Genomic DNA, 20,932 nt, shown 5'->3' on the forward strand with positions numbered 1-20,932 from the left:
GTAAGGGCTCAGACCTCGACGAGGACGCGCAGCGGCTCCGGGAACTGCCGCACCACGCAGTCTCCCGCGCCGCCGTCCTCCCAGGCGAGCATCGCGAACTCCGCCGGGGCCTCCAGCGCGATGATGGGGTGGTGCCACACGCCCCGGTGGTAGTTCACCCCCTGCCCCGGGCCGCACACGAACGCCGCGAGCCGCTCCACGTCCGGGCCTCCCGAGGCATCCGCCGGCGCCACGCACACCAGGAAGCGCGCGCAGACCATGGGCAGGAAGGCCTGGCTCGAGTGCGGGTGGTGCTCGAGCAGCTTCACCGTGAAGGGCAGCGGCTGCGGCACCGAGCGGAACACCGCGAGGTTCGGCTTCGCCCCCGGGCGATCGCTCTGCAGCCGGGCCGACCAGTCGAACCGCACCGCCGTGCCCTGGTTCGCCGACGTGCCACTCTTCAGCCCCGCGGAGACGACGTCTCCATACGGGGCGAAGGCGTCCGGCGTCAGCGGCCTCGCGCGGATGATCCGGGGCGTGCTCATGAGCCCCGGTACGTCGAGAAGCCGAAGGGGTTGAGCAAGAGCGGCACGTGGTAGTGCTCCGACGGCGCGTTCACCCGGAAGTCCACCGACACCGAGGGGTAGAAGCTCTCCGTGCCGTGCCGCGTGAAGTACGGCGCGACCTCGAACGAGAGCCGGTACACGCCCGCCGCCGGACTCGTCTCCAGCAGCGGCTTCACGCGTCCGTCCGCGTTCGTCACGCCGCGCGCCAGCTCCTTCCACTCACCGCCCTGCTGCGCGTGCAGCGTCACCGTGACGCCCTCGGCGGGGCGGCCACGGGAGGTGTCCAGGATGTGCGTGCTGATGCCCATGTGCCTCTCCTTCAGCGTCCCGCCATCTGCTCGCGCAGCCACTTCTCCAGCCGCACGCGCGTGATCTTCGCCTGCTCCCCCGCGGCCGTCTCCACCTCGTCCGTCTTGCCGCGCTGCACCCGCTGCTCGAGCAGCTCCAGCATCTCCGGCGCGCTCTTCCCCGTGGCGAACACGATGAAGGTGAAACCGAACTTCTCGTAGTACTCGTCGTTCAGCTTCGCGAGCCGCTCCAGCGTCGCGGCATCCGCCTGCGCCACCGAGCGCTGCTCTCCCTTGCTCCACTCCGCGGACTTCTCGCTCTGGGGCGCCGCCTTCTTCGTCTGGCCAATGCGCGGGTGCGCCGCGAACGCCTCCAGGAAGTCCTTCACCCCGAGCGACCACCACACCGTGTCCGCCGACGCGAACAGGGTCCGCACGCTCGCGAACTGCCGCCGGGCGATCATCCCGTCCACCCACGCCGAGGAGCCACAGCACGCCTGGAACACCGCCCGCGCCTCCTTCTCGTCGAGCGCGTTCAGCCGCTTCAGCACCGTGGCCTCCGCCTCGGTGTCGAGCGCGTACCCGAAGAGCCGCAGCCGGTTCACGCCGCCGTGCGGGAAGATGTGCACGCGCACGTGCGTGACGGGCATGGCGTGAATGGGCTCCAGTTGGTGCCGCCGGTGCTGGACGAGCGCCGTCTTGTCCACGAGCACCCGCCAGCCGCTCGGCGAGGCGGAGCCGAGCAGTGACTGCAGGGCCTCCGCCTCCATGCCCGTCGCGTCCACGGCCTCGATGAGCGCCGCCTGCGGCGCGTTGCCCTTGAAGAAGTGCGTGTCGAGCTCGATGCGCTCGAGCACCCCGCGCCGCGCGAGCTTCACCACCGCCCAGTCGCTGCCCGGCGTGCGCCGCCGCTTCGTCTCCCAGCCATCGCCCATGTTCACGCCGCGCCCGGGCAGCAGCATGTTCGCCGGTGGGCCGAAGAACTCGTCGCTCTTGGCCGCGATGGTGCCACCGTTCTCCACCGCCCCCAGGTCCACGCTACCCGGACGCCAGAAGGTGCGGTCCTCGGCCAGCACGTCGCCGTAGATGCGCAGCCGCGCCACGCCGCCGTCCGGGTAGATGCGCAGCCGCACGTGCGTCACGCGCGCGCTCGGCGTGTCGAGCGTGAAGACGTTCGGGAAGTCCGGCTTCACCGCGCTCTGAGCGATGATGGGCACCCACCGCTCGTCCGCGAGCAGCTGCGCCGGGGTGGCGGTGTACGGCGCCTCGAGCCCCTCGAGCATGATCTGCTGGGGCGCGTTGCCCTTGAAGTGGGTGGTGTCGACGAGTGCCCCGCGCACCCGGCCCGGCGCGCCCAGGCGGATGATGGCGAAGTCATGGCCGGGCTCGCGCTTGCGCTGCGACTCCCAGCCGTCCATCCACTTGCCCTTGTCGGTGTACGCGCCCTCGCGCCACTCGGGAGGGCCCGGTTTGAGCAGGTTCTCCTTCTCGGCGAAGTAGTCGTCCGTCGCGTAGAGCACGAACGTGCCGAGCAGGTCGGACGAGAGATCCACGAGTCCCTTGAGCTCCGCCGGGACGGGCTGATGCGTTGCCACGGGTTACCTCCGAACCGCCAGGAAGCGGCCAACGGTGGCCGGGGGCTGGTTGGACGCAGCGTCATACGCCATCCGGCCTCCGACGAGGGTTTTCTTCACCTGCCCGAACAGCCGCCGGCCCGCGTAGGGCGTCACAGGGTGACGGTGGCGGATGGCCTCGGGCTGCACCACGAAGGAGGCCGTGTCGTCCCAGAGCACCAGGTCCGCGTCGTACCCGGGCGCCAGCCGCCCCTTCCGGTCCGACACGCCCGCGAGCCGCGCCGGGCCCTCGACGTTCCAGCGGAACATCTGCTCCACGGAATAGCCGCGCTCCTTCGCCAGCGTCCAGAGCACCGACAGCCCGAGCTGCAGCGAGCTGATGCCTCCCCACGCCTGGAGGAAGTCACCGGCCTCCGGCTTCTTCAGCGCGGGCGTGCACGGCGAGTGGTCCGACACCACCATGCCGATCGTCCCGTCCTCGAGCCCGCGCCAGAGCAGCTCGCGGTTCTCCGCCTCGCGGATGGGCGGCGCGCACTTGAAGCTCGTGGCCCCCGCGGCGATCTCCTCCGCGGTGAAGGCCAGGTAGTGCAGGCACGTCTCGGCGGTGATCCGCACGCCCTCCTGCTGCGCGGCGCGGATCATCGGCAGCGCGGACGCGCTCGACAGGTGCACGATGTGGGCGCTCGCCCGGTGCTCGCGGCACAGGTCGATGACCATCGCGATGGCCTCGTCCTCCGCCGCGCGTGGCCGGGAGCCGAGGTAGGTGCGGTAATCCCGGGGATCCTTCCCGGCGATGGCCCGCTCCGCCGCGTCGAGCGGACCCGGCGCCTCCGCGTGCACGAGCAGCGTCAGCCCCAGATCCCTGAGCCTCGGCAGCGCCACGTCGAGGTCCTCGCGCGTGACGTGGGGGAACTCGTCCACGCCGGACGGGCAGGTGAAGCACTTGCAGCCGGGCACGCCGAACTTCGCGAGCCCCTCGAGCGCATCCGCGTTCCCGGGAATCACCCCACCCCAGAACGCCACGTCCACGTGCAGCTTGCCCTCGAGCGCCGCGAGCTTCGCCTCGGCCGCCTCGCGCGTGGTGGTGGCGGGGATGCAGTTGAGCGGCATGTCCACCACGGTGGTGATGCCCCCCGCCGCGGCGGCCGCCGTCGCCGTCTCGAAGCCCTCCCACTCGGTGCGGCCCGGCTCGTTGATGTGGACATGGCTGTCGACGACGCCCGGCGTGACGAGCAGCTCGCCCGCCTCGAGCACGTTGGCGCCCGGAGGCACGGTGTCACCCGCCTCCACCTTGGAGATTCGTCCGTCCTGGATGTGGATCGCCGCGGGACGGATTCCCTGCGGCGTCAGCACACGACGGCCGCGCACGATGAACGGCTGCATCTGTTCTTCCCCTCTGGAGTCCCTGCTTCAAGCGCCAAAGGCGCGGATGAGCTTCACGAGGCCGTTGAGCGTCTCGGCATCGTCCGCGAGCGGTGGGTTCGGCGGCATCACCGCGCTCTTCCCCACCGACACCCCGCCCTCGAGGATGACCTTCTTGATGGCGTCGTCGGTGATGCTCTGCTGCCACGCCTTGTCGCCGAAGTTGCGCGGCTTCGGATTCAGCGCCGCCGAGACCGCGCCATCCCCCGCTCCGTTGGGGCCATGGCAGGTGCTGCACACCGAGGCGAAGTAGTTGCGCGAAGACTCCGGGATGTCCACCTGCGCGGCCCCCGCCGTGGGCGCGGCGGCCGGAGCGGCGGCGGCCACGGGCGGAGCGACGAGGTCGGGCATCTTCGCGTCCGAGGGCACCTCACCGCCCTGGGCGAACCAGGCTCCCACCAGCGCGCGCTCGTCCTCCGTCATGCCCGTGAGGTTGCCGAGCGGCATCGTCTTGGTGGACACCGCGCGCACGAAGACGCGATCGGCGTGGGTGCGGATGGCATCCGGCGTGTCGAGCATCACGCCCTGCGGCGGCGCGGCGAACATGGGGCTCGAGGGCCGTGCCGCGTGGCAGGTGGTGCAGCGCGTCTGCATCACCGTGGCCACCTGCTCGAACTTCACCGGCGGCTTGCCCGCGAACTGCTCGAGCGCCGGATCCGGCGGCGGCCGCGTCAGGACGATCACCCCCACCAGCGCCAGGCCCGTGCCCGCCCAGGCCAGCGGCGGCGTATGGGCCCGGAAGTTCATCGCGTACTTCAGACCCGCGCCCACCACGAACAGCAGCCCGAGCACCAGCCACGGCTTCGAGCCCCCATAGGTGCTCGGGAAGTGGTTGGAGATCATCGTGAACAGCACGGGCAGCGTCAGGTAGTGGTTCTGGATGGAGCGGCCCTTGGCGCGCAGGCCCAGGGTGGTGTCCACCGGCTTGCCCTCGCGGGTCATCGCGAGCATGTAGCGCTGCGCGGGGATGATCCGGAAGAACACGTTGGCCGCCATGATGGTGCCGAGCGTGGCGCCCACCTGCAGGTACGCGCCCCGGGCACTGAAGACGTGGGTGAGCACGTACGCCAGCCCGGTGATCAACACGAGCCCCACCGCGGCGAACGCCCGGTTGTTCTTCGCCAGCGGCGTCTTCCACAGCAGCTCGTACAGGCCGTACGCGAGCGGCAGCAGGCCCAGGCTGATGGCGGTGGCCTGCCAGCCGGTGAGCGGGTAGACGCCCGGGTCGATGAGCAGTGACGCGCCGTTGAGGTGGAAGACGATGATGAGCAGCAGGAAGCCGCTGATCCACGTGGTGTAGCTCTCCCACTTGAACCAGTAGAGCGTGTCCGGCATCTCGCCCTGGGCGAGCGACTTGCGCTTCACCACTTCGTAGAAGCCACCGCTGTGGGTCATCCACAGCTCGCCCACCACGGCGCCCTCGCGGGGGCGGCTCGGCGCGGTGAGGTGGCTGTCGAGCCACATGAAGAGAAACGAATCTCCGATCCACATGATCGCCGCGATCACGTGGACCCAGCGCACCAGGAGGTTCAGCCATTCATGGATGAAGGCGGACATGATGGCCGCGACTCTACCGCGTTTTCCCGGAAAGCAGCCCCCGAACAAAGGTGGGGAAGCCAACAGATCCCGATGGAACTTCCGCGGTTCCTGGGCGAAAACCCGCCGCGCGGGCGACTGACACGGCCCGTCAAAATCCATGATCCACTACGACCCGCATCACTGGTGGCGGCACCTCCTCAAACTCCGCGGCGGCATCCTCAAGGAGATCGTCGGGCGGCTCGGCCTGTTCGTGGCCTGGAGCGTGGCGGTGGTCTGGTTCCACCGGCACGTCCGCGAGGTGGACGTCCCGGCCACCGGGCACACGCTGGCCGGCACCGTGCTCAGCTTGTTGCTCGTGTTCCGCACCAACTCCTCCTACGACCGGTTCTGGGAGGGACGGAAGCTGTGGGGGGGCGTCGTCAACGAGACGCGGAATCTCGTGCGCGCGGCGGCGCTGAACATCCCCTCGCCCGAGCTGGTGCGCCGGTTGGCGGCGTGGACGGCGGTGTACCCGTTCGCGCTGACCCGGGTCCTCCGGAGCGGGGGGGATGACCTCGGGCCCGCCGCGGCCGTGCTCCCTCGCGCGGAGATCGAGCAGATCCTCAACGCGCGCAACGCCGGCGTCGCGGTGGCGATGCGCATGTCCGCCACCCTCGTCGAGGCCCGCCGCCAGGGGCTCATCTCCGACATCATCCAGATGGAGCTCGACCGCAACGTCCAGCTCCTCATCGACTATCAGGGCGGGTGTGAGCGCATCGTCCGGACGCCCATGCCCTTCGCGTACATGCTCCACCTGCGCCGCACGCTCATCCTCTTCATCCTCGGCCTGCCCTTCGCCCTCGTGGAGTCCTTCGGTTGGTCCACCGTGCCCGTCGTCCTGCTCATCGCCCACACCTTCCTGGGCATCGAGGAGATTGGCGTGGAGATCGAGGAGCCCTTCGGCACCGAGGACAACGATCTCCCGCTCGAGGAGATCTCCGGGGGCATCGCGCGGATCCTCGATGACCTGGTGCCATGGACCCACCAGGTCATCGACAGCCCCGCGCTGAGCTACCCGGGGATCGCGGAGCCGAAGCCGCCCCCTCCGTTGGCGTGAGCCGCCGGGGGGGCGTGGGCTCAGCGCCGGGCGCGGCGGCGCATCAGCCCCAGCGCGCCGAGCAGGGCCACGCTCCACGCCGCGAAGGTGGGGCCACTGGCGGCCGAGCACTGGATGCCCTCCAACTCGCCCGAGGCCTTTCCATCGAGGCTCCACTGCACGGTGCTGCTCTCCTCGCAGTCCGTGGCGCCATCGTACGTGATGACCGCGGTGTGGCCGCCCGACTTGATGGTGGTGCTGCCCGAGGCCGCCTCGGAGTCGCACACCGAGCCATCCACCACCTCGGCCTTCGTCTCCACCTCGACGAGGCCCCGCGTCTCGTAGCCGATGCGGCCCTTGCCGCTCCAGGTCTGCTTGCCCTCGCCCAGGGGGGAGTCCGCGCCGTCGACGGTCCCCTTGTACTCCCAGGCCGCGGAGGCGTTGGTGGTGTCGCAGGAGCCCTCGTTCTGCTGCCCGGCGGCCTCCTGGCGGAGATCGATCGTGAACTCCTTCTTCGATGCGGTGCCGGTCACCGAGATGGTGCCATCGAAGATGGCCTTGTTCTTGCCGGTCTGGCCCTCACAGCTGAAGGGCTTCTGGTAGCCGAAGCCGTCATAGGTGTAGCGGGCATTCCGGGAGTCCTCGCCCTCGGACACCAGCTCCATCGAGCCGAGCCACTCCACACCGTTCTTGTCGGTGCAGCCTCCGGTGAGGCGCGTGGTGTTGCCGTCCTTCTTCTCGACCGGACAGTCGGGATCCTTTCCGTCCGAACCCGCCACCACGGTCACGAGCGTGGCCGCCGCGTTGGTGGTGGCGTAGATGAGGGGGGCGCTGGAGCGCTCCGCCCACTCGTTCACATCGGTCTGGGACGCGAGGGAGGCCGGTTTGTATTTGTTGAGCGCCTCCGCCGCCGGGCCCCCACAGCCCACCCACAGTCCGGACATCGCCACTACCGCCAGCCAACGAGTACGCATGCAGTCCTCCCCCCCTGAGGGGTCGCGACGAGAAGAGCCGCGACGCTAACCGGCGGGCACGTCCACCCGATAGTGGGGGCTGGAATCCCAGGAACATCCTGACATTCGGATCTGGGGGTCTGGTCCCGACCACACCGATCCTGAGATGATTCACCGACGCGCCACCGAAAAACCCAGGGGGTTTCCATGCGCACTCGGCTGTGGACCATCGTCCTCTTCGCTGCCTGCCTGCTCGCCGTGGGATGCGAGCAGTCACCGGAGACTGCTCCCCCGGAGGCCACCTCCACGCAGAAGCTCCGGCTCGCGAAACCGGCCCGGGCCGTCCAGGACCGCTACATCGTCGTGCTCGCGGAGGAGAAGGGGCTGGCGGCCTCCGCGGAGGACACCCGGAAGCGCGTCACGAGCCTGGCGGGGACCCACGGGGCCCAGGTGCGGCGCACGTACACCCATGCCCTGAAGGGCTTCACGGCCGCCATGTCCGAGGAGGCCGCGCGGCGCATGAGCGCGGACCCGCGCGTGCGCTACATCGAGCAGGATCGCCTCTTCCGCCAGTCGGGCACGCAGAGCAACGCCATCTGGGGCCTGGATCGCATCGACCAGCGGAACCAGCCACTCGATGGCACCTACAGCTACGAGTACACGGGCGCCGGGGTGCACGCGTACATCGTGGACACGGGCGTGCTGTCCACCCATGTCGAGTTCACGGGCCGGATGCGGCCCGGCTTCGACTCCATCGGGGACGGGCTGGGCACGGAGGACTGCCGCGGCCATGGCACCCATGTGGCCGGCACGGTGGGCGGCACCACGGTGGGCGTCGCCAAGGACGTGCTGATCCACCCCGTGCGCGTGCTCGACTGCGAGGGCCAGGGCACGCTGGAGCAGGTGCTCGCCGGCATCGACTGGATCGCCGCGAACCACGAGACGCCGGCCGTGGCCAACCTGAGCCTCGGAGGCGAGGCGACGCAGGCGCTGGATGACGCGGTGACGGCCACCATCGCCTCGGGCGTCACCTTCGTGGTCGCCGCGGGCAACGACGGCTGGGAGGCCTGCTCCACGTCCCCCGCCCGCGCTCCGCAGGCCCTCACCGTGGGCGCCACGGACGAGTACGACGCGCGCGCCTGGTTCTCCAACTACGGCACCTGCGTGGACCTCTTCGCGCCGGGCCAGGGCATCCTCTCGGCCTGGTTCACGGGTGACACGGACATGGAGTACGCCGATGGCACCTCCATGGCCACGCCCCACGTCTCCGGTGCCGTCGCCCTCTACCTGGAGGGGCACCCCACCGCGACGCCCGCCGAGGTCAACGAGGAGATCATCGCCCGCTCGACCCCGGATCTCGTCGTCGAGCCCGGCCTCGGCTCGCCGAACCGGCTGCTGCACTCGGCCTGCATGGGCAAGGGCAACTCCGTGCGCCCCGTGGTGTCGCTCACCGCGCCCGCCAACGGGGCCACGCTCGGTGGAAACGTGACCCTCACCGCCACGGCGTCCGATGACGTGGGCGTCACCCGCGTGGACTTCTACGCCGATGGCCAGCTCATCGGCTCCGACACGACGGCGCCCTACTCGCTCGTCTGGGACAGCCGGAGCCACGACAACGGCGCGGCCACCCTCTCCGCGCGCGCCTTCGACAGCAGCTGCAACAGCGCGGCGAGCTCCGTCGACGTGACGCTCGACAACCCGGGCATCGCGCTCTACGACCCGGTGATGCGCGTGCCGCGCTGCCTCACCCCGAGCAGCAGCTGCGATTCCATGGGGCTGCTCGCCGGCCGTGGCGTCAACTTCGGCCCCGAGCAGCACCAGCCCAACACCCTGGGCGGCTCCTGCGCGGACGGCCAGGTGGGCCTCTACGGCCTGTACCAGTTCGATCCCTCGCTGGAGCGGATCCGCGTCATCCGGGTGGATGGGACGGCCTTCGCTCCCGGCAAGGAAGTGAAGCTCGAGGTCAACTTCTGGGCGAGCCTCGATCCCTCCAACGAGAAGCTGGATCTCTTCTACGCCGCGGACGCGAACGCGCCGTCGTGGACGTACCTCACCACCCTGAGCCCGTACACCAGCGGCTACCTGACGGTGTCCACCACGTACGTGCTGCCCGCGGGCACCCTGCAGGCCGTGCGCGGCGTCTACCGCACCTATGGCATGCCCATGCCCTGCTCCTCGGGCGAGATGGACGATCACGATGACCTGGTGTTCGCCGTGAGCACCGACGTGGACACCACGCCGCCCACCGCCACCCTCACCGCTCCGGCCGCGGGCGCCACCGTCAAGAACACCGTCACGCTCTCGGCCTCCGCCACCGACAACTTCGGCGTGACCCGCGTGGACTTCTACGCCGGCTCCACCCTGCTGGGCTCCGACTCCTCCGCGCCCTTCACCTTCTCGTGGGACAGCCGCTCCGTCCCCAATGGCGCCCACTCCCTCTCCGTCGTCGCCTTCGACGCCGCGGGCCTGTCCTCCGCTGGAGGCTCCGCCGTGACCGTCAACGTCGACAACGACTGGACCCCGCCCACGGTGTCCCTCACCGCCCCGGCCGCTGGCGCCACCGTCACGGGGAGCGTCACCGTCTCGGCCACCGCCTCCGACAACGTGGGCATCTCCAAGGTGGAGTTCTACGACGGCGCCACGCTCGTGGGCTCCGACTCCACCTCGCCCTACTCGCTGTCCTGGAACAGCCGCAATGGCCCCAACGGCTCGCGCACGCTGACCGCCCGGGCCATCGACACCGCGGGCAACAGCGCCACCTCCGCCCCGGTCACCGTCACCGCCAGCAACGACCTCACCCCGCCCACGGTGGCCCTCACCGCGCCCGCCGAGGGCTCCACCGTCACCGGCACCATCACCCTCACCGCCACGGCCACGGACGACAAGGGCATGTACAAGGTGGAGTTCCTCGCCGGAAACACCCTGCTGTGCACCGACATCTCCGCGCCCTACTCCTGCAGCTACAACACCCGCGGCCTCTCCAACGGGGCCCGGGTCCTGACCGCCAGGGCCCATGACACCGCCGGCAACATGGCCCTCTCCTCCGTCAACGTCGTCTTCGACAACGACCTGACGGCCCCCACCTCCGCCATCACCTCGCCCGCCGCGGGCGCCACCGTCTCCGGCATCGTCCCCATCGAGGCCACCGCCAGCGATGACCGCGGCACCGTGTCCAAGGTCGAGTTCTACCTGGGCTCGACGTTGCTGGGCTCCGACACCACCGAGCCCTTCTCCTTCGCCTGGGACACCAACAGCCAGGGCAACGGCTCCTATACGCTCAAGACGCGCGCGTACGATCCGGCCGGCAACGCCGCCTACAGCGCCACCGTCTCCGTCAGCATCTTCCACCCCGGCACCGCCGGCTACGACGCCACGCGCGGAGTGCCCCTGTGCCCGGATGTCACGTACCGCTGCGACACCACCACGCTGGTGAAGGGCCGGGCCAACCTCGGCCCCGAGCCCCATCAGCCCAACACCCTGGGCGGCTCGTGCGCGGATGGGACGAGTGGCACCTTCCACGCCAGTCCGTCGATCGATCAAATCCTGGTCTCGCGAGCGGATGGGACGCCCTTCGCCCCCGGCAAGCAGGTGAAGGTCGACGTCACCGTCTGGGTGAGCTCGACGGCCAACGAGCGGCTGGATCTCTTCTACGCCTCGGACGCGGGCGCGCCGTCGTGGACGTACTTCACCACCCTGACCCCCACCGGCACCGGCGCCCGGGTCCTGTCGACCACGTACCTGCTGCCCTCGGGCTCCCTGCAGGCCCTGCGCGCCGTCTACCGGAGTGGAGGCTCTCCCTCCGAGTGCAACGCGGGCACGGTGAACGACCACGATGACCTGGTGTTCGCCGTGGGCACCGACGTGGACACCACGCCGCCCTCCGCCTCGCTCACCGCTCCGGCCGCGGGCGCCACCCTCAAGGGCACCGTCACCCTCACGGCCTCCGCCTCCGACAACTTCGGCGTGGCCCGCGTGGACTTCTACGCCAGCTCCACCCTGCTGGGCTCCGCCACCTCCGCGCCCTTCTCCCTGGCGTGGGACACGCGCTCCGTCCCCAATGGCGCCTACTCGCTCTCCGTCGTCGCCTTCGACGCCGCGGGCTTCTCCTCCGGAGGCTCCGCCGTGAACGTCACCCTCGACAATGACTTCGTGCCGCCCACGGTGTCCCTCACGGCTCCGGCCGCCGGTGCCACCGTCACGGGGAGCGTCACCGTCTCGGCCGCCGCCTCCGACAACGTGGGCGTCTCCAAGGTGGAGTTCTACGACGGCTCCACGCTCGTGGGCTCCGACTCCACCTCGCCCTACTCGTTGTCCTGGAACAGCCGCAACGGCGCCAACGGCCCCCGTGTCCTGACCGCCCGGGCGCTGGATGCCGCGGGCAACAGCACCACCTCCGCTCCCGTCACCGTCACCGCCAACAACGACCTCACCCCGCCCACGGTGGCCATCACCACGCCCACCGACGGCTCCACCGTCACCGGCACCATCACCCTCAACGCCACCGCCACGGACGACAAGGGCATGTACAAGGTGGAGCTCTATGCCAACAGCACCCTGCTGTGCACCGACATCTCCGCCCCCTACTCCTGCAGCTACAACACCCGCAACCTCTCCAACGCCACCCGGGCGCTGACCGCCAAGGCCTATGACACCTCCGGCAACCTCACCACCTCCGCTCCCGTCAGCGTCGTCTTCGACAACGATCTGACGGCCCCCACCACCTCCCTCACCTCGCCCACCGCGGGCGCCGTCCTCTCCGGCACCGTCCTCCTCCAGGCCACCGCCAACGATGACCGCGGCACCGTGTCCAAGGTCGAGTTCTACCTGGGCTCCACCCTGCTGGGCTCCACCACCACGGCGCCCTACTCGTTCTCCTGGGACACCACCGGCAAGGCCAACGGCGCCTACACGCTCAGGAGCCGCGCCTATGATCCCGCCGGCAACGCCGCCTACAGCGCCACCGTCTCCATCACCGTGAGCAATTAGCGGGCGACAAAAACGAAGGGCCCGGGTTCCTCTGTCTGGAACCCAGGCCCCTGGTTGGGAAGACCCTCACCCCGGCCCTCTCCCAGAGGGAGAGGGAGGACGGAGGGAGGACAGGGCTACTGCGCCGGAGCGGGCGCGGGCGCCGTGGCGGGCTGCGCCGCCGGAGCCGGAGCCCCACCCGCCGGAGCCGCCGTGGCCCCCGGAGTCCCAGACGCCGGAACCGCCGCCGTGCCACCCGACATCAGCCGCCGCACCGTCGCCAGACGGCCACGGAACTGCGGGATGTACTCGCTCGCCGGGTGCTGCGTCACGCCGTCGTTCACCACCTGCACGGCCTTCTCCAGCTGGCCCGTCTCCTGGAGCGACTGCGCCAGCAGCAGCATCGCGTAGTCGCGGTTCTTCGCCTTCCGGTCGCTCTCGATGTAGCGCGTCAGCTGCGGCACCGCCTGCTCGTGCTTCCTCTCGTTGTTGTAGGCCACGCCCAGGAAGAAGGACGTCTCCACCAGCTGCTCCGCCGGAGGATTCATCGCCACGAAGCGCGTGATCTCCTCGATCGCCGTCTTCATGTCGTTGCGGCGGAAGGCCGTCTTGCCGCGCTCGAGCGCCGCGTCGCCAATCTCCCGGCGCAGCTGCGCCGCCTTGTCGTTGAGCGCGTGGCGCTCCAGCTGCGTCAGCTTCGAGGTGTCCAGCTTCACCAGCTCGTCCACGCCCTTGAGCCGCTCGTCACCCGGCAGCGTCGTCATCAGCCGGAAGACCTCGGCCGCCTGGCGCTGGGCCGCCTGCGTCGCCGTCGTCTCCGTGCGCTGCTTGTCCAGCTGCGTCGTCAGCTCGGCCACCGCCTTCTCCAGGCGCTCGCGCTCGGCCGTCGCGCCGGAGCTCTTCGCCGAGCTCACCATCACCGCGCCCGCCACGCACAACGCCGCGAAGATCGCGTACGCCACGCCGGAGGAGATCCACTGCCGCTTCTGGAGATCCTCGTGGCGCTTGCCAATGGCCTTCACTTCCGCGTGAAGGTTCTTCAGCAGGCTGTCCGTCTTGATCACGAGGTTGCGGGCCTCGATGACCTCCTTGCGGATCTCGCTCAGTTCCTTGTTCTGCTCCGGCTTCGTCTCAGCAGCCATGGACATCTTCCTGTTGGGCCCGGAAATGATCTCGGCCTCTTCGCGCATCGTAGGGGCTCCGTCGGGCGGGATTGGTGACTTTTCACACCCGCTTCGTGGTGGTCGGCCCCGGAAACAGGCCCCGCGCCCCGAAGAATTTCCGGTGCATTCTTCGTCAGCAGGGGACCAGGCCAGCGGCACGCCGCTAGGGCGAGGAGGAGAAGGGACGGATGGGATCCGACGCGAAGAAGTACGTCACCCCCAGCGCGAACCAGTTGCCCCCCGCGTTGTAGGAGGCGAGCCCCTTGAACTCGGGTTTGTTGTTGAAGACGCTCTGGCCCCGGGCGAAGGCCAGGCGGTACTCGGCGGTGAGTCCCCACTGGGCGGAGAAGCGGAAGGTCGCCCCCACGGTGCCCGCCCAGGCCTGCGTGAAGAGCTCGCGCGAGCCCACCCCCTCGGCCACCGAGTAGGCCAGCGTGGGGCCCGACTGCACGCCCACGAAGGGCACTACGCCCTCGGGGGTGAGGATGTCCAGCAGCGTCTGCAGGCGCACGCCCACCAGCGCGCCATAGGTGACGTTGGTGATGGTGGGGGCCCCCGTGAGCCGCAGCTGCTCGCCGGTGGCGAAGAGATCGATTCCCAGCTCGAAGAACTCCGTGACGGCGTAGGCGAAGGAGCCCGCCAGGAAGGGGCCGCCCGGAGACTCGGGGGCACGCTGGAAGCCCTGGGTGGACGGCAGCGCGTAGTAGCTGTCGTAGAAGGTGCCGTTGGAGGAGAGCCGCCAGCCCGCCTGGACGGAGAGACGGCCCACGCCGTTGAGCGGCAGGGGCTCCTCGTCCCCCTGGGCGGAGGCGCTCGCGGCGGCGAGCAGGATGGCGAGCAGGGTGAGACGGCGCATCGGTCAGGAGTCCTTCAGGCGCAGCGCGACTTCGAGGAACGTGGTGCGGCGCCGGGACAGGGCGGCGAGCAGACACCGCACGACACACAACGAGCCGAACTCCCGCCGGACCAGGCCCACGTTGGCCATCACGTCCCGCAGGGTGATCACGCCGCGCATGCGCTCCTCCTCGCGTCAGTCCGCCCCGGTGCTACAGGCAGGGGGCGCACCGTAGCAGTGACGTTTGGAGGGTCAAATTTTCGGGTTGGGAGGCCGCAGGGCGCGCCGCTCCAGCTCCAGCAGCGGCACCTCGAGCACCACCACCGTGCCGTGGATGCAGGAGGGGTGGAAGTCCGCCGCGTCCAGCTCGCCCAGGAGCGCCCGGAGCTTGCCCTCGCTGAGCTGGCCCTCGGCATGGCGCGCGGCATGGCAGGCCAGCACCCGGAGGCCCTCGGCCAGCGTGGTGCCGTCCAGGGCCGAGCCGGGCGGCGGCAGGGCCCGCGCCAGGGCCTCCAGCAGCGCCCGGGCGTCCGCCCCCACCAGCGAGGGTGGCACCGCCTTGAGCGCCAGCGTCGTCCCGCCGAAGGGCTCCACCTCCAGCCCCAGCCGCGCGAGCGCCTCGCGGCCCTCCACCAGCGCCTTGGCCACCGACACCGGCAGCTCCACCGTGGCGCCGAAGAGCGTGGGCACCGGTGACTCCTCGCGCTCCACCATCCGCCGGAAGCCCATCAGCCGCGCCCGCTCCAGGGCCGCGTGCGCGTCCAGCACCACCAGCGTGCCGCCCGGCCCCTCGCACACGTGGAAGCGCTCGCCCAGCACGCCCATGGGCCGCAGCGCGCCGAAGTAGCCCGGCGGCGGTGCCTCGTTGAGCTGCGGCTGGGCCTGGCCGAAGGCGGGCGCGCGCCCCGGCAGCAGCGTGGAGGTGGGCGCGAAGGCCAGGCCCAAGGGCCCCGGCATGGACGAGGGGGCGAAGGGCAGCGGAGAGGTGGGGCCTCCCCCGGGCACGGGCGCGTCCTGGGTGCCCGGGAGCGGCAGCGGCGCGCCCCAGGTGGCCTCCTGCGCGCGGGTGAGGAAGCGCTCCACGGCCATGGCGTAGTGGGCGGCCTGCCGCGGCTGCTCGGGCCCCCCACCCTCGCCCTTGTTGCCCAGCCAGGGCGCGGCCCGGAGCGCCCGGGAGATGGCCGCGTGCACCGTGTCCACCACGCCCTTGGCGTCCGAGAAGCGCACCTCCTGCTTCTGCGGGTGCACGTTCACGTCCACCGCCCGAGGGTCCACGTCGATGAAGAGCACCACCACCGGCTGGCGCCCCGCCGCGAGGAACTCCTGGAAGCCTCGCTGGATGGCGCTGTTGAGGCCCCGGTCCCGGATGTAGCGGCGGTTGACGAAGGTGTAGATGCCGCGCGCGTTGGGCAGCGTGTACTCGGGCGAGGCGATGTGCCCCGTCACGCTCACCCCCAGCCGCCGCTCCTCCACCGGCACCAGGTGCGGGTGCACCCCCGGCCCCAGCGCCGCGGCGATGCGCTCGCGCGGATCTCCCGGGCTCGCCGGGCTGGTGAAGAGCTGCTGGCCCCCGTGCTCCACGAAGAAGGCCACGTCCGGGTGCGCCAGCGCCAGCCGGATGACCGCCTCCTCCGCGTGCTGCAGCTCCGTGGATTCGCGCTTCATGAACTTGCGCCGCGCCGGCGTGTTGTAGAACAGCTCCTCCACCGAGATGACCGTCCCCACCCGCGGCGGCGCCTCCTCCACCAGCGGCTCGCTCCCGCCCTCCACCACCACCCTCGTGCCCACCTGCGCCCCGGGCTCGGCCGTGTGCAGTGTGAAGCGCGACACCGAGGCGATGGCCGGCAGCGCCTCGCCCCGGAAGCCCTTGGTGTTGATGGTGAACAGATCGTCCAGCTCGCGCAGCTTGCTGGTGGCGTGGCGCTCCAGGCACAGCCGCGCGTCCTCCATCCCCATGCCATGCCCGTCGTCCGAGATGGTGATGCGCCCCAGGCCCCCCTTCTCCAGGGCCACGCGCACGGTGCGAGAGCCAGCGTCGATGGAATTCTCCACCAGCTCCTTCACGACGGAGGCGGGGCGCTCCACCACCTCACCGGCGGCGATCTTGTTGATGAGGACATCACTGAGGCGGGCGATACGTGCCATGGGAAGTCATATGATGCGCAGGACCCGGGAAGTTGGCCAGCAATCCTGACGCGTCGCGGCTGACAACGGTGGGCTTCTGAGCTATCACGCCCACTCCCGTATGGAAGCAACTCAGGCGAGCAAGGGGGGACTTCGCGTCGCGGTGACGGGCGCTGCCGGCGACCTCGGCCGGCTGCTGCTGCCACTGTTGGAGCGAGACCCCGACGTGGAGAGCATCCTGGTCCTGGACGTGGCCAAGCCCGCCGGTGACAAGGTGGACTTCCATCGCGTGGACCTCACGCGGCACGACGCGGAGAGCGAGGTGTCCGACGCCCTCTCCGAGCTGCCCGTGGACGTCTTCTACCATCTGGCCTTCCTCCATGGGCCGGTGCGCGATGGCTCACTGGCGCACGAGCTCGAGGTCATCGGCACGATGAACGTGCTGAGCGCGGTGGGGAGGGCCCGGGTGCCGCGGCTGATCGTCCCCTCGTTGACGGCGCTCTATGGGGCGCGCGGCCAGCACCCCGCCCTGCTGGGCGAGGACACGCCGCTGGCGGGCTGCCCCGGCAGCCGCTACGTCACCGACAAGGTCGAGGTGGAGAAGCAGGTGCGCACCTTCCGCGAGCGCCACCCGGAGACGCGCGTCATCGTCCTGCGCTTCGCGCCGCTGTTCGGCCCGCACATGGACAACCCGGCCACGCGGATGCTGGCCCGCCGCGTGGTGCCCACGCTGCTGGGGTTCGATCCGCTCTGGCAGGCCCTCCACGAGGAGGACGCCGCCCGGGCGCTGTACCAGGCGCTGAGCGCCAACGCCGAGGGCGAGTTCAACATCGTGGGACGCGGGGTGCTGCCGCTCTCGGGGCTCATCCGCCAGGCGGGCGCCCAGCCGCTTCCTCTTCCCGGACCGCTCTACCGTGCGGCCCTGAAGACGATGACGTCGCTGGGGGGCCCGGGGTTCCCCACCGCCCTGCTCGACTACATGCATTACGGCTGGGTCGCCGACGGCGAGCGGGCCGAGGAAGAGCTCGGTTTCATTCCCATGTTCCACGCCCGGGACGCCGTGGCGGCGATGCGGAGGAGTTGATCATGGCCAAGGGTGTGCTCGGGAACGATCCCTTCCAGCGGGGCGCCGCGCAGCGTCCCGGGGAGGCCAGGACGGCCGGTACGGCGGCCCCGGAGCCGAAGAAGGCCCAGGCCACGCCTCCGCCCACCAAGGCCAACGGGAAGAGTGCCCCGGCGAAGGCCGCGAAGAAGGCGCCCGCCGCGAAGGCCGCCGCGCCGAAGCCGGCTCCCAAGCCCGTCGCGGAGAAGGCCGCCGCGCCGAAGCCCGCCTCGGGTGCGCGGGGGAAGAAGGCCACGGCCCCCCAGGGGAAGGCCCCGAAGACTCCCGCCGCGCCGCCCTCGCCCGAGGTGCGCACGCCTCCCGAGGCCGTCCGCGCCGCCGGAGCCCCGGTGGGCACTCCGGTCGAGCCCCCTGTCACGCCGGCATCGGCCCGGGACGAGGTACGCGCTTCCGCCGAGGCGCCACGTGAGGCCACGGCTTCCGCCAGGTCCGAGGCGGCCGAGGTGGACGCGGAGCTGCTGGAGCGTGCGGCCGAGGCCGTGTCGGCCGTGGAGGCCCTGCGAGAGCTGGAAGAGGCCATCGGAGAGGCGCTGCCCACGGGACCGGTCGCCGTGCCGGGCTTCGAGGACACGGTGGAAGTGACGGTGACCGAGACGGTGGCCGTCGAGGTGCTCGACGCGAGCCAGGACGAGTACGCCCCGGACAGCGAGGCCGAGGCCGCCAAGGAGGCGCGCATCGAGGTGCAGGTGGAGGCCGCGCTGGCGCCGGTGCAGCCCGCCGTGAGCAGCAACGCCGACGCCTTCTTCACCGCCGAGTCTCCCGGAGCCGAGCCGCACCGGCTGGGGGATCGCTTCGCGGGGCTGTTCTCGCTGGCGAAGGAGGCCGCCTTCCAGGCGCTGGCCAGTGAGGGGTTCGGCAAGACGATGGGCTCGGCGCAGGGCCTGGTGAGCGCGGCGCTCACGAGCATCGGCATGGGCGGCGGCACGGCCATCGACGAGTACGGCAAGGACGCGGCGCTCGGCGGCGTGATGCAGCCGGTGCTGGACTTCCTCTACGAGCGGTACTGGCGGGTGTCGGTGCAGGGCGCGAGTCACGTGCCGGCGGGGCCGGTGCTGCTGGTGGCGAACCACTCGGGAGCGCTGCCCATCGACGGGCCGGTGCTGCAGCAGGCGTTGTCGCGCGAGCGGCCGGATCTGCAGGAAGCGCGCTGGCTGGCGGAGGACCAGGTCTTCCACGCGCCGATGCTCGGCACGCTGATGAACCGGCTGGGCGCGGTGCGGGCCTGCCCGGAGAACGCGCTGCGGCTGCTGGACGAATTGCGCCCGGTGATCGTGTTCCCCGAGGGCATCCAGGGGTTGAGCAAGCCCTTCGCGCAGCGCTACCAGCTCAAGCGCTTCGGACGAGGCGGCTTCGTGAAGCTGGCACTGCGCACGGGCGCGCCGATCATCCCGGTGGCCATCGTGGGCGCCGAGGAGACGGTGCCGCTGTTCGGCAAGCTGCCGGCCGGCTTCCTGGGGCTGCCCTACCTGCCGCTGACGCCGCCGCCGCTGCCGGCCCGGTGGACCATCCGCTTCGGCGACCCCATCAGCATGGGCGAGCTGCCGCCCGAGGCCGCCGACGACATGTCCCAGGTGCAGCGGCTCACCGAGCGCACCCGCGAGTCCATCCAGGGCATGCTCCAGGCGCTGCTCAAGGAGCGCCGCTCCGTCTTCGCGGGGTAAGTGCGCTTCACGACCTTCTGTTTCGGTTCAACCTGAAGGAGCGGCGACCATGCAGGTACTTTCCTGGTGCAGGCTCGGAGTGTCCCTAGTGTTTCTCACGCTGGTGGGGGCGGCTTGTGATCCCAGCGACATGCCCGACGACACACCGGGAGAACCTGATGCTGGTACGGGCGGGGGGGCGGACGTCGACCTGGACCCGGCGCCTGCCCGTACCCAGCCAGGCGAGCACACGTGCAACGGATGCCCGGACAGCGACGCCACCACATTCGAACTCAACGCAGGCGCGGTGACCCAGAAAACCTTCTCGGGGACGGTCTCGAATGCCGTGGGCAACGGTACCTTCTTCGTGGGGGGGCCCAACGGACAGCAACTCGCTGGCACTATCGAGACCGACCCGGCGACAGGAGACTTCACCTTCACCGCGCCACTCTTCTGCGGGGAGCAACTCGTGAAATCCGTTTGGACCAACGCTGCTGGACCCTACGTGGCCGTCACCCGCGTCATCACCACTGACTGCGTCACCTCGGATATCCGCGCCACCGTCTCGTGGGACAGCCTGGGCGCCGATTGGGAACTCCACCTCATCAAGCCAGGCGGTAGAATCAATGACAAAGCCACGGACTGCACGTGGTCCTCGTGCGTTGTCTCCCAACCAGACTGGGGCGTTCAGGGCAATGCGTCCGATGACCCGATGCGGGACGTGAGCGACACGGGCGACTACGGTCCGGAGAACATCATCCTCAGCAACCCCGAGAATGGCCTCTACCACGTCATGGTCGAGCACTGGGGCAACGGCAGCCCCGAGTCTGACGGGCGACTCATCCTCAATGTGGCGGGCAAGAAGACGGTCATCGACATCCAGAACCTGCCTCCGAAGTCCGTCTGGAGGGCGGCGACCATTACCTGGCCAGACGGCCAAGTGACGACGTCAACTCAGAAGTACGACTGCTCGGGTAACTGGAGCAGCGGCTGCAAGGCCGCACTGCCATAACACCTCGCCAGAATCGTCGAGCAGGTTCATGGCTTCAACCCTGAACCTGCTCTCCATCACCGGCAGACCGCCTTGATGTCATCCGGAGAGTTGGAAAGGTCCAGGTAGGCCCGGCACTCGGCATCCGTTGCGCAGCCCATGAAGACGCAACGCCCCTCGTGGCACACCTCGAAGGCTGACGTATTACACTCGCTGTCATCCGTGCATCCCACGAAGCAGGTGCCGCTCATGCAGCGACTGCGTGGATGACCCAGCACGAAGACGCATTCGCGATCCGTCGTGCACCCGGACGGAACACAAGTTCCCGCATTGCACGCATGCAAGGGCGGACAATTCTCGGCAGTCTTGCACGACATCTTGCAGCTCCCCTCGACGCAGCGTGCATCTTCGCTGGCGCAGTCCCCGTGCTCCCGGCATTGCACGCACCGGCTCTGTACGCAGTAGGGCGCATCAAGCGATGGACAGCTATCATCCGTCGTGCACTCTGGCCCCGTATCCACGCAGAAGTCATTCGCGCATGCGCGGTTGCACTGACCCCGCCTTATTCACCAGAAGGGCTGGAGGGTGACCGGAAAAGAAGGGTGACGCGCCTGACCTCCCGAGTGGTAGAGGGGTGTTGTTCAGACAACCACCACCAAACGGCAGGAGGCGCGTCATGGGTGAAATCCTCACCGA

General features: G+C 70.1%; 15 protein-coding genes. 5 read left to right on the plus strand and 10 right to left on the minus strand.

The features are described 5' to 3' along the window. Positions 1-8: 8 nt before the first annotated feature. Genes VFZ09_RS22105 through VFZ09_RS22125 form a run of 5 tightly spaced genes read right to left on the minus strand, consistent with a single transcriptional unit; the run spans position 9 to position 5,385 of the window. Positions 9-524 carry an ureidoglycolate lyase gene (locus VFZ09_RS22105; RefSeq protein WP_329729628.1) on the minus strand — a complete coding sequence of 172 codons (516 nt, stop codon included), beginning with the start codon at positions 522-524 and terminating at the stop codon, positions 9-11. After that, positions 521-853: a hydroxyisourate hydrolase gene (uraH, locus tag VFZ09_RS22110; protein WP_329729629.1), complete on the minus strand. Its 333-nt coding sequence runs from the start codon at positions 851-853 to the stop codon at positions 521-523. Before uraH ends, VFZ09_RS22105 begins: the two co-directional genes overlap by 4 nt. Before the next feature lie 11 nt (positions 854-864). After that, entirely contained in the window at positions 865-2,427 is a 1,563-nt protein-coding gene (alc, locus tag VFZ09_RS22115) for an allantoicase (RefSeq protein WP_329729630.1), read from the minus strand. A gap of 3 nt (positions 2,428-2,430) precedes the next feature. After that, a complete protein-coding gene (gene allB / locus VFZ09_RS22120; RefSeq protein WP_329729631.1) occupies positions 2,431-3,789 on the minus strand; it encodes an allantoinase AllB in 1,359 nt (452 codons plus the stop codon). Between the two features lie 27 nt (positions 3,790-3,816). Further along, positions 3,817-5,385: a urate hydroxylase PuuD gene (locus tag VFZ09_RS22125; protein WP_329729632.1), complete on the minus strand. Its 1,569-nt coding sequence runs from the start codon at positions 5,383-5,385 to the stop codon at positions 3,817-3,819. A 139-nt stretch (positions 5,386-5,524) separates the two neighbouring features. Here VFZ09_RS22125 and VFZ09_RS22130 point away from each other — a divergent pair, with 139 nt between their 5' ends. Further along, a complete protein-coding gene (locus tag VFZ09_RS22130) occupies positions 5,525-6,463 on the plus strand; it encodes a bestrophin family protein (RefSeq protein WP_329729633.1) in 939 nt (312 codons plus the stop codon). A gap of 20 nt (positions 6,464-6,483) precedes the next feature. On the opposite strand, the gene VFZ09_RS22135 is transcribed toward VFZ09_RS22130, so the two are convergent. Beyond that, a complete protein-coding gene (locus tag VFZ09_RS22135) occupies positions 6,484-7,416 on the minus strand; it encodes a hypothetical protein (RefSeq protein WP_329729634.1) in 933 nt (310 codons plus the stop codon). Between the two features lie 186 nt (positions 7,417-7,602). Between VFZ09_RS22135 and VFZ09_RS22140 the strand changes: the two genes are divergently transcribed. Continuing rightward, positions 7,603-12,381, plus strand: a complete 4,779-nt coding sequence (locus tag VFZ09_RS22140; protein ID WP_329729635.1) for an Ig-like domain-containing protein — start codon at positions 7,603-7,605, stop codon at positions 12,379-12,381. A gap of 116 nt (positions 12,382-12,497) precedes the next feature. Here VFZ09_RS22140 and VFZ09_RS22145 read toward each other — a convergent pair whose 3' ends face one another. The 4 genes from VFZ09_RS22145 to mutL all read right to left on the minus strand — a co-directional run bounded on the left by VFZ09_RS22145 (position 12,498) and on the right by mutL (position 16,503). Continuing rightward, positions 12,498-13,502, minus strand: coding sequence for a tetratricopeptide repeat protein (locus VFZ09_RS22145; protein WP_329729636.1), 1,005 nt, complete (start codon positions 13,500-13,502; stop codon positions 12,498-12,500). A gap of 184 nt (positions 13,503-13,686) precedes the next feature. Continuing rightward, the gene (locus VFZ09_RS22150) at positions 13,687-14,379 is read right to left on the minus strand and encodes a hypothetical protein (RefSeq protein WP_329729637.1); all 693 of its coding nucleotides are present in this window, start codon (positions 14,377-14,379) and stop codon (positions 13,687-13,689) included. A gap of 3 nt (positions 14,380-14,382) precedes the next feature. Further along, on the minus strand, positions 14,383-14,538 hold the full coding sequence (locus tag VFZ09_RS22155) for a hypothetical protein (RefSeq protein WP_198956193.1): 156 nt from the start codon (positions 14,536-14,538) through the stop codon (positions 14,383-14,385). Positions 14,539-14,610: 72 nt separating this feature from the next. Continuing rightward, positions 14,611-16,503 carry a DNA mismatch repair endonuclease MutL gene (mutL, locus tag VFZ09_RS22160; RefSeq protein ID WP_329729638.1) on the minus strand — a complete coding sequence of 631 codons (1,893 nt, stop codon included), beginning with the start codon at positions 16,501-16,503 and terminating at the stop codon, positions 14,611-14,613. A 100-nt stretch (positions 16,504-16,603) separates the two neighbouring features. On the opposite strand from mutL, the gene VFZ09_RS22165 reads away from it, so the two are divergent. The 3 genes from VFZ09_RS22165 to VFZ09_RS22175 all read left to right on the plus strand — a co-directional run bounded on the left by VFZ09_RS22165 (position 16,604) and on the right by VFZ09_RS22175 (position 20,257). Then, positions 16,604-17,566 (plus strand): SDR family oxidoreductase, encoded by a 963-nt coding sequence (locus VFZ09_RS22165; protein ID WP_329729639.1) that lies wholly within the window; start codon positions 16,604-16,606, stop codon positions 17,564-17,566. Positions 17,567-17,568: 2 nt separating this feature from the next. Then, positions 17,569-19,266 carry a 1-acyl-sn-glycerol-3-phosphate acyltransferase gene (locus VFZ09_RS22170; protein ID WP_329729640.1) on the plus strand — a complete coding sequence of 566 codons (1,698 nt, stop codon included), beginning with the start codon at positions 17,569-17,571 and terminating at the stop codon, positions 19,264-19,266. A gap of 286 nt (positions 19,267-19,552) precedes the next feature. After that, entirely contained in the window at positions 19,553-20,257 is a 705-nt protein-coding gene (locus tag VFZ09_RS22175) for a hypothetical protein (protein WP_329729641.1), read from the plus strand. The last annotated feature ends 675 nt before the right edge of the window (positions 20,258-20,932 follow it).

The organism is Archangium sp. (assembly GCF_036277355.1).
Classification (GTDB): domain Bacteria; phylum Myxococcota; class Myxococcia; order Myxococcales; family Myxococcaceae; genus Archangium.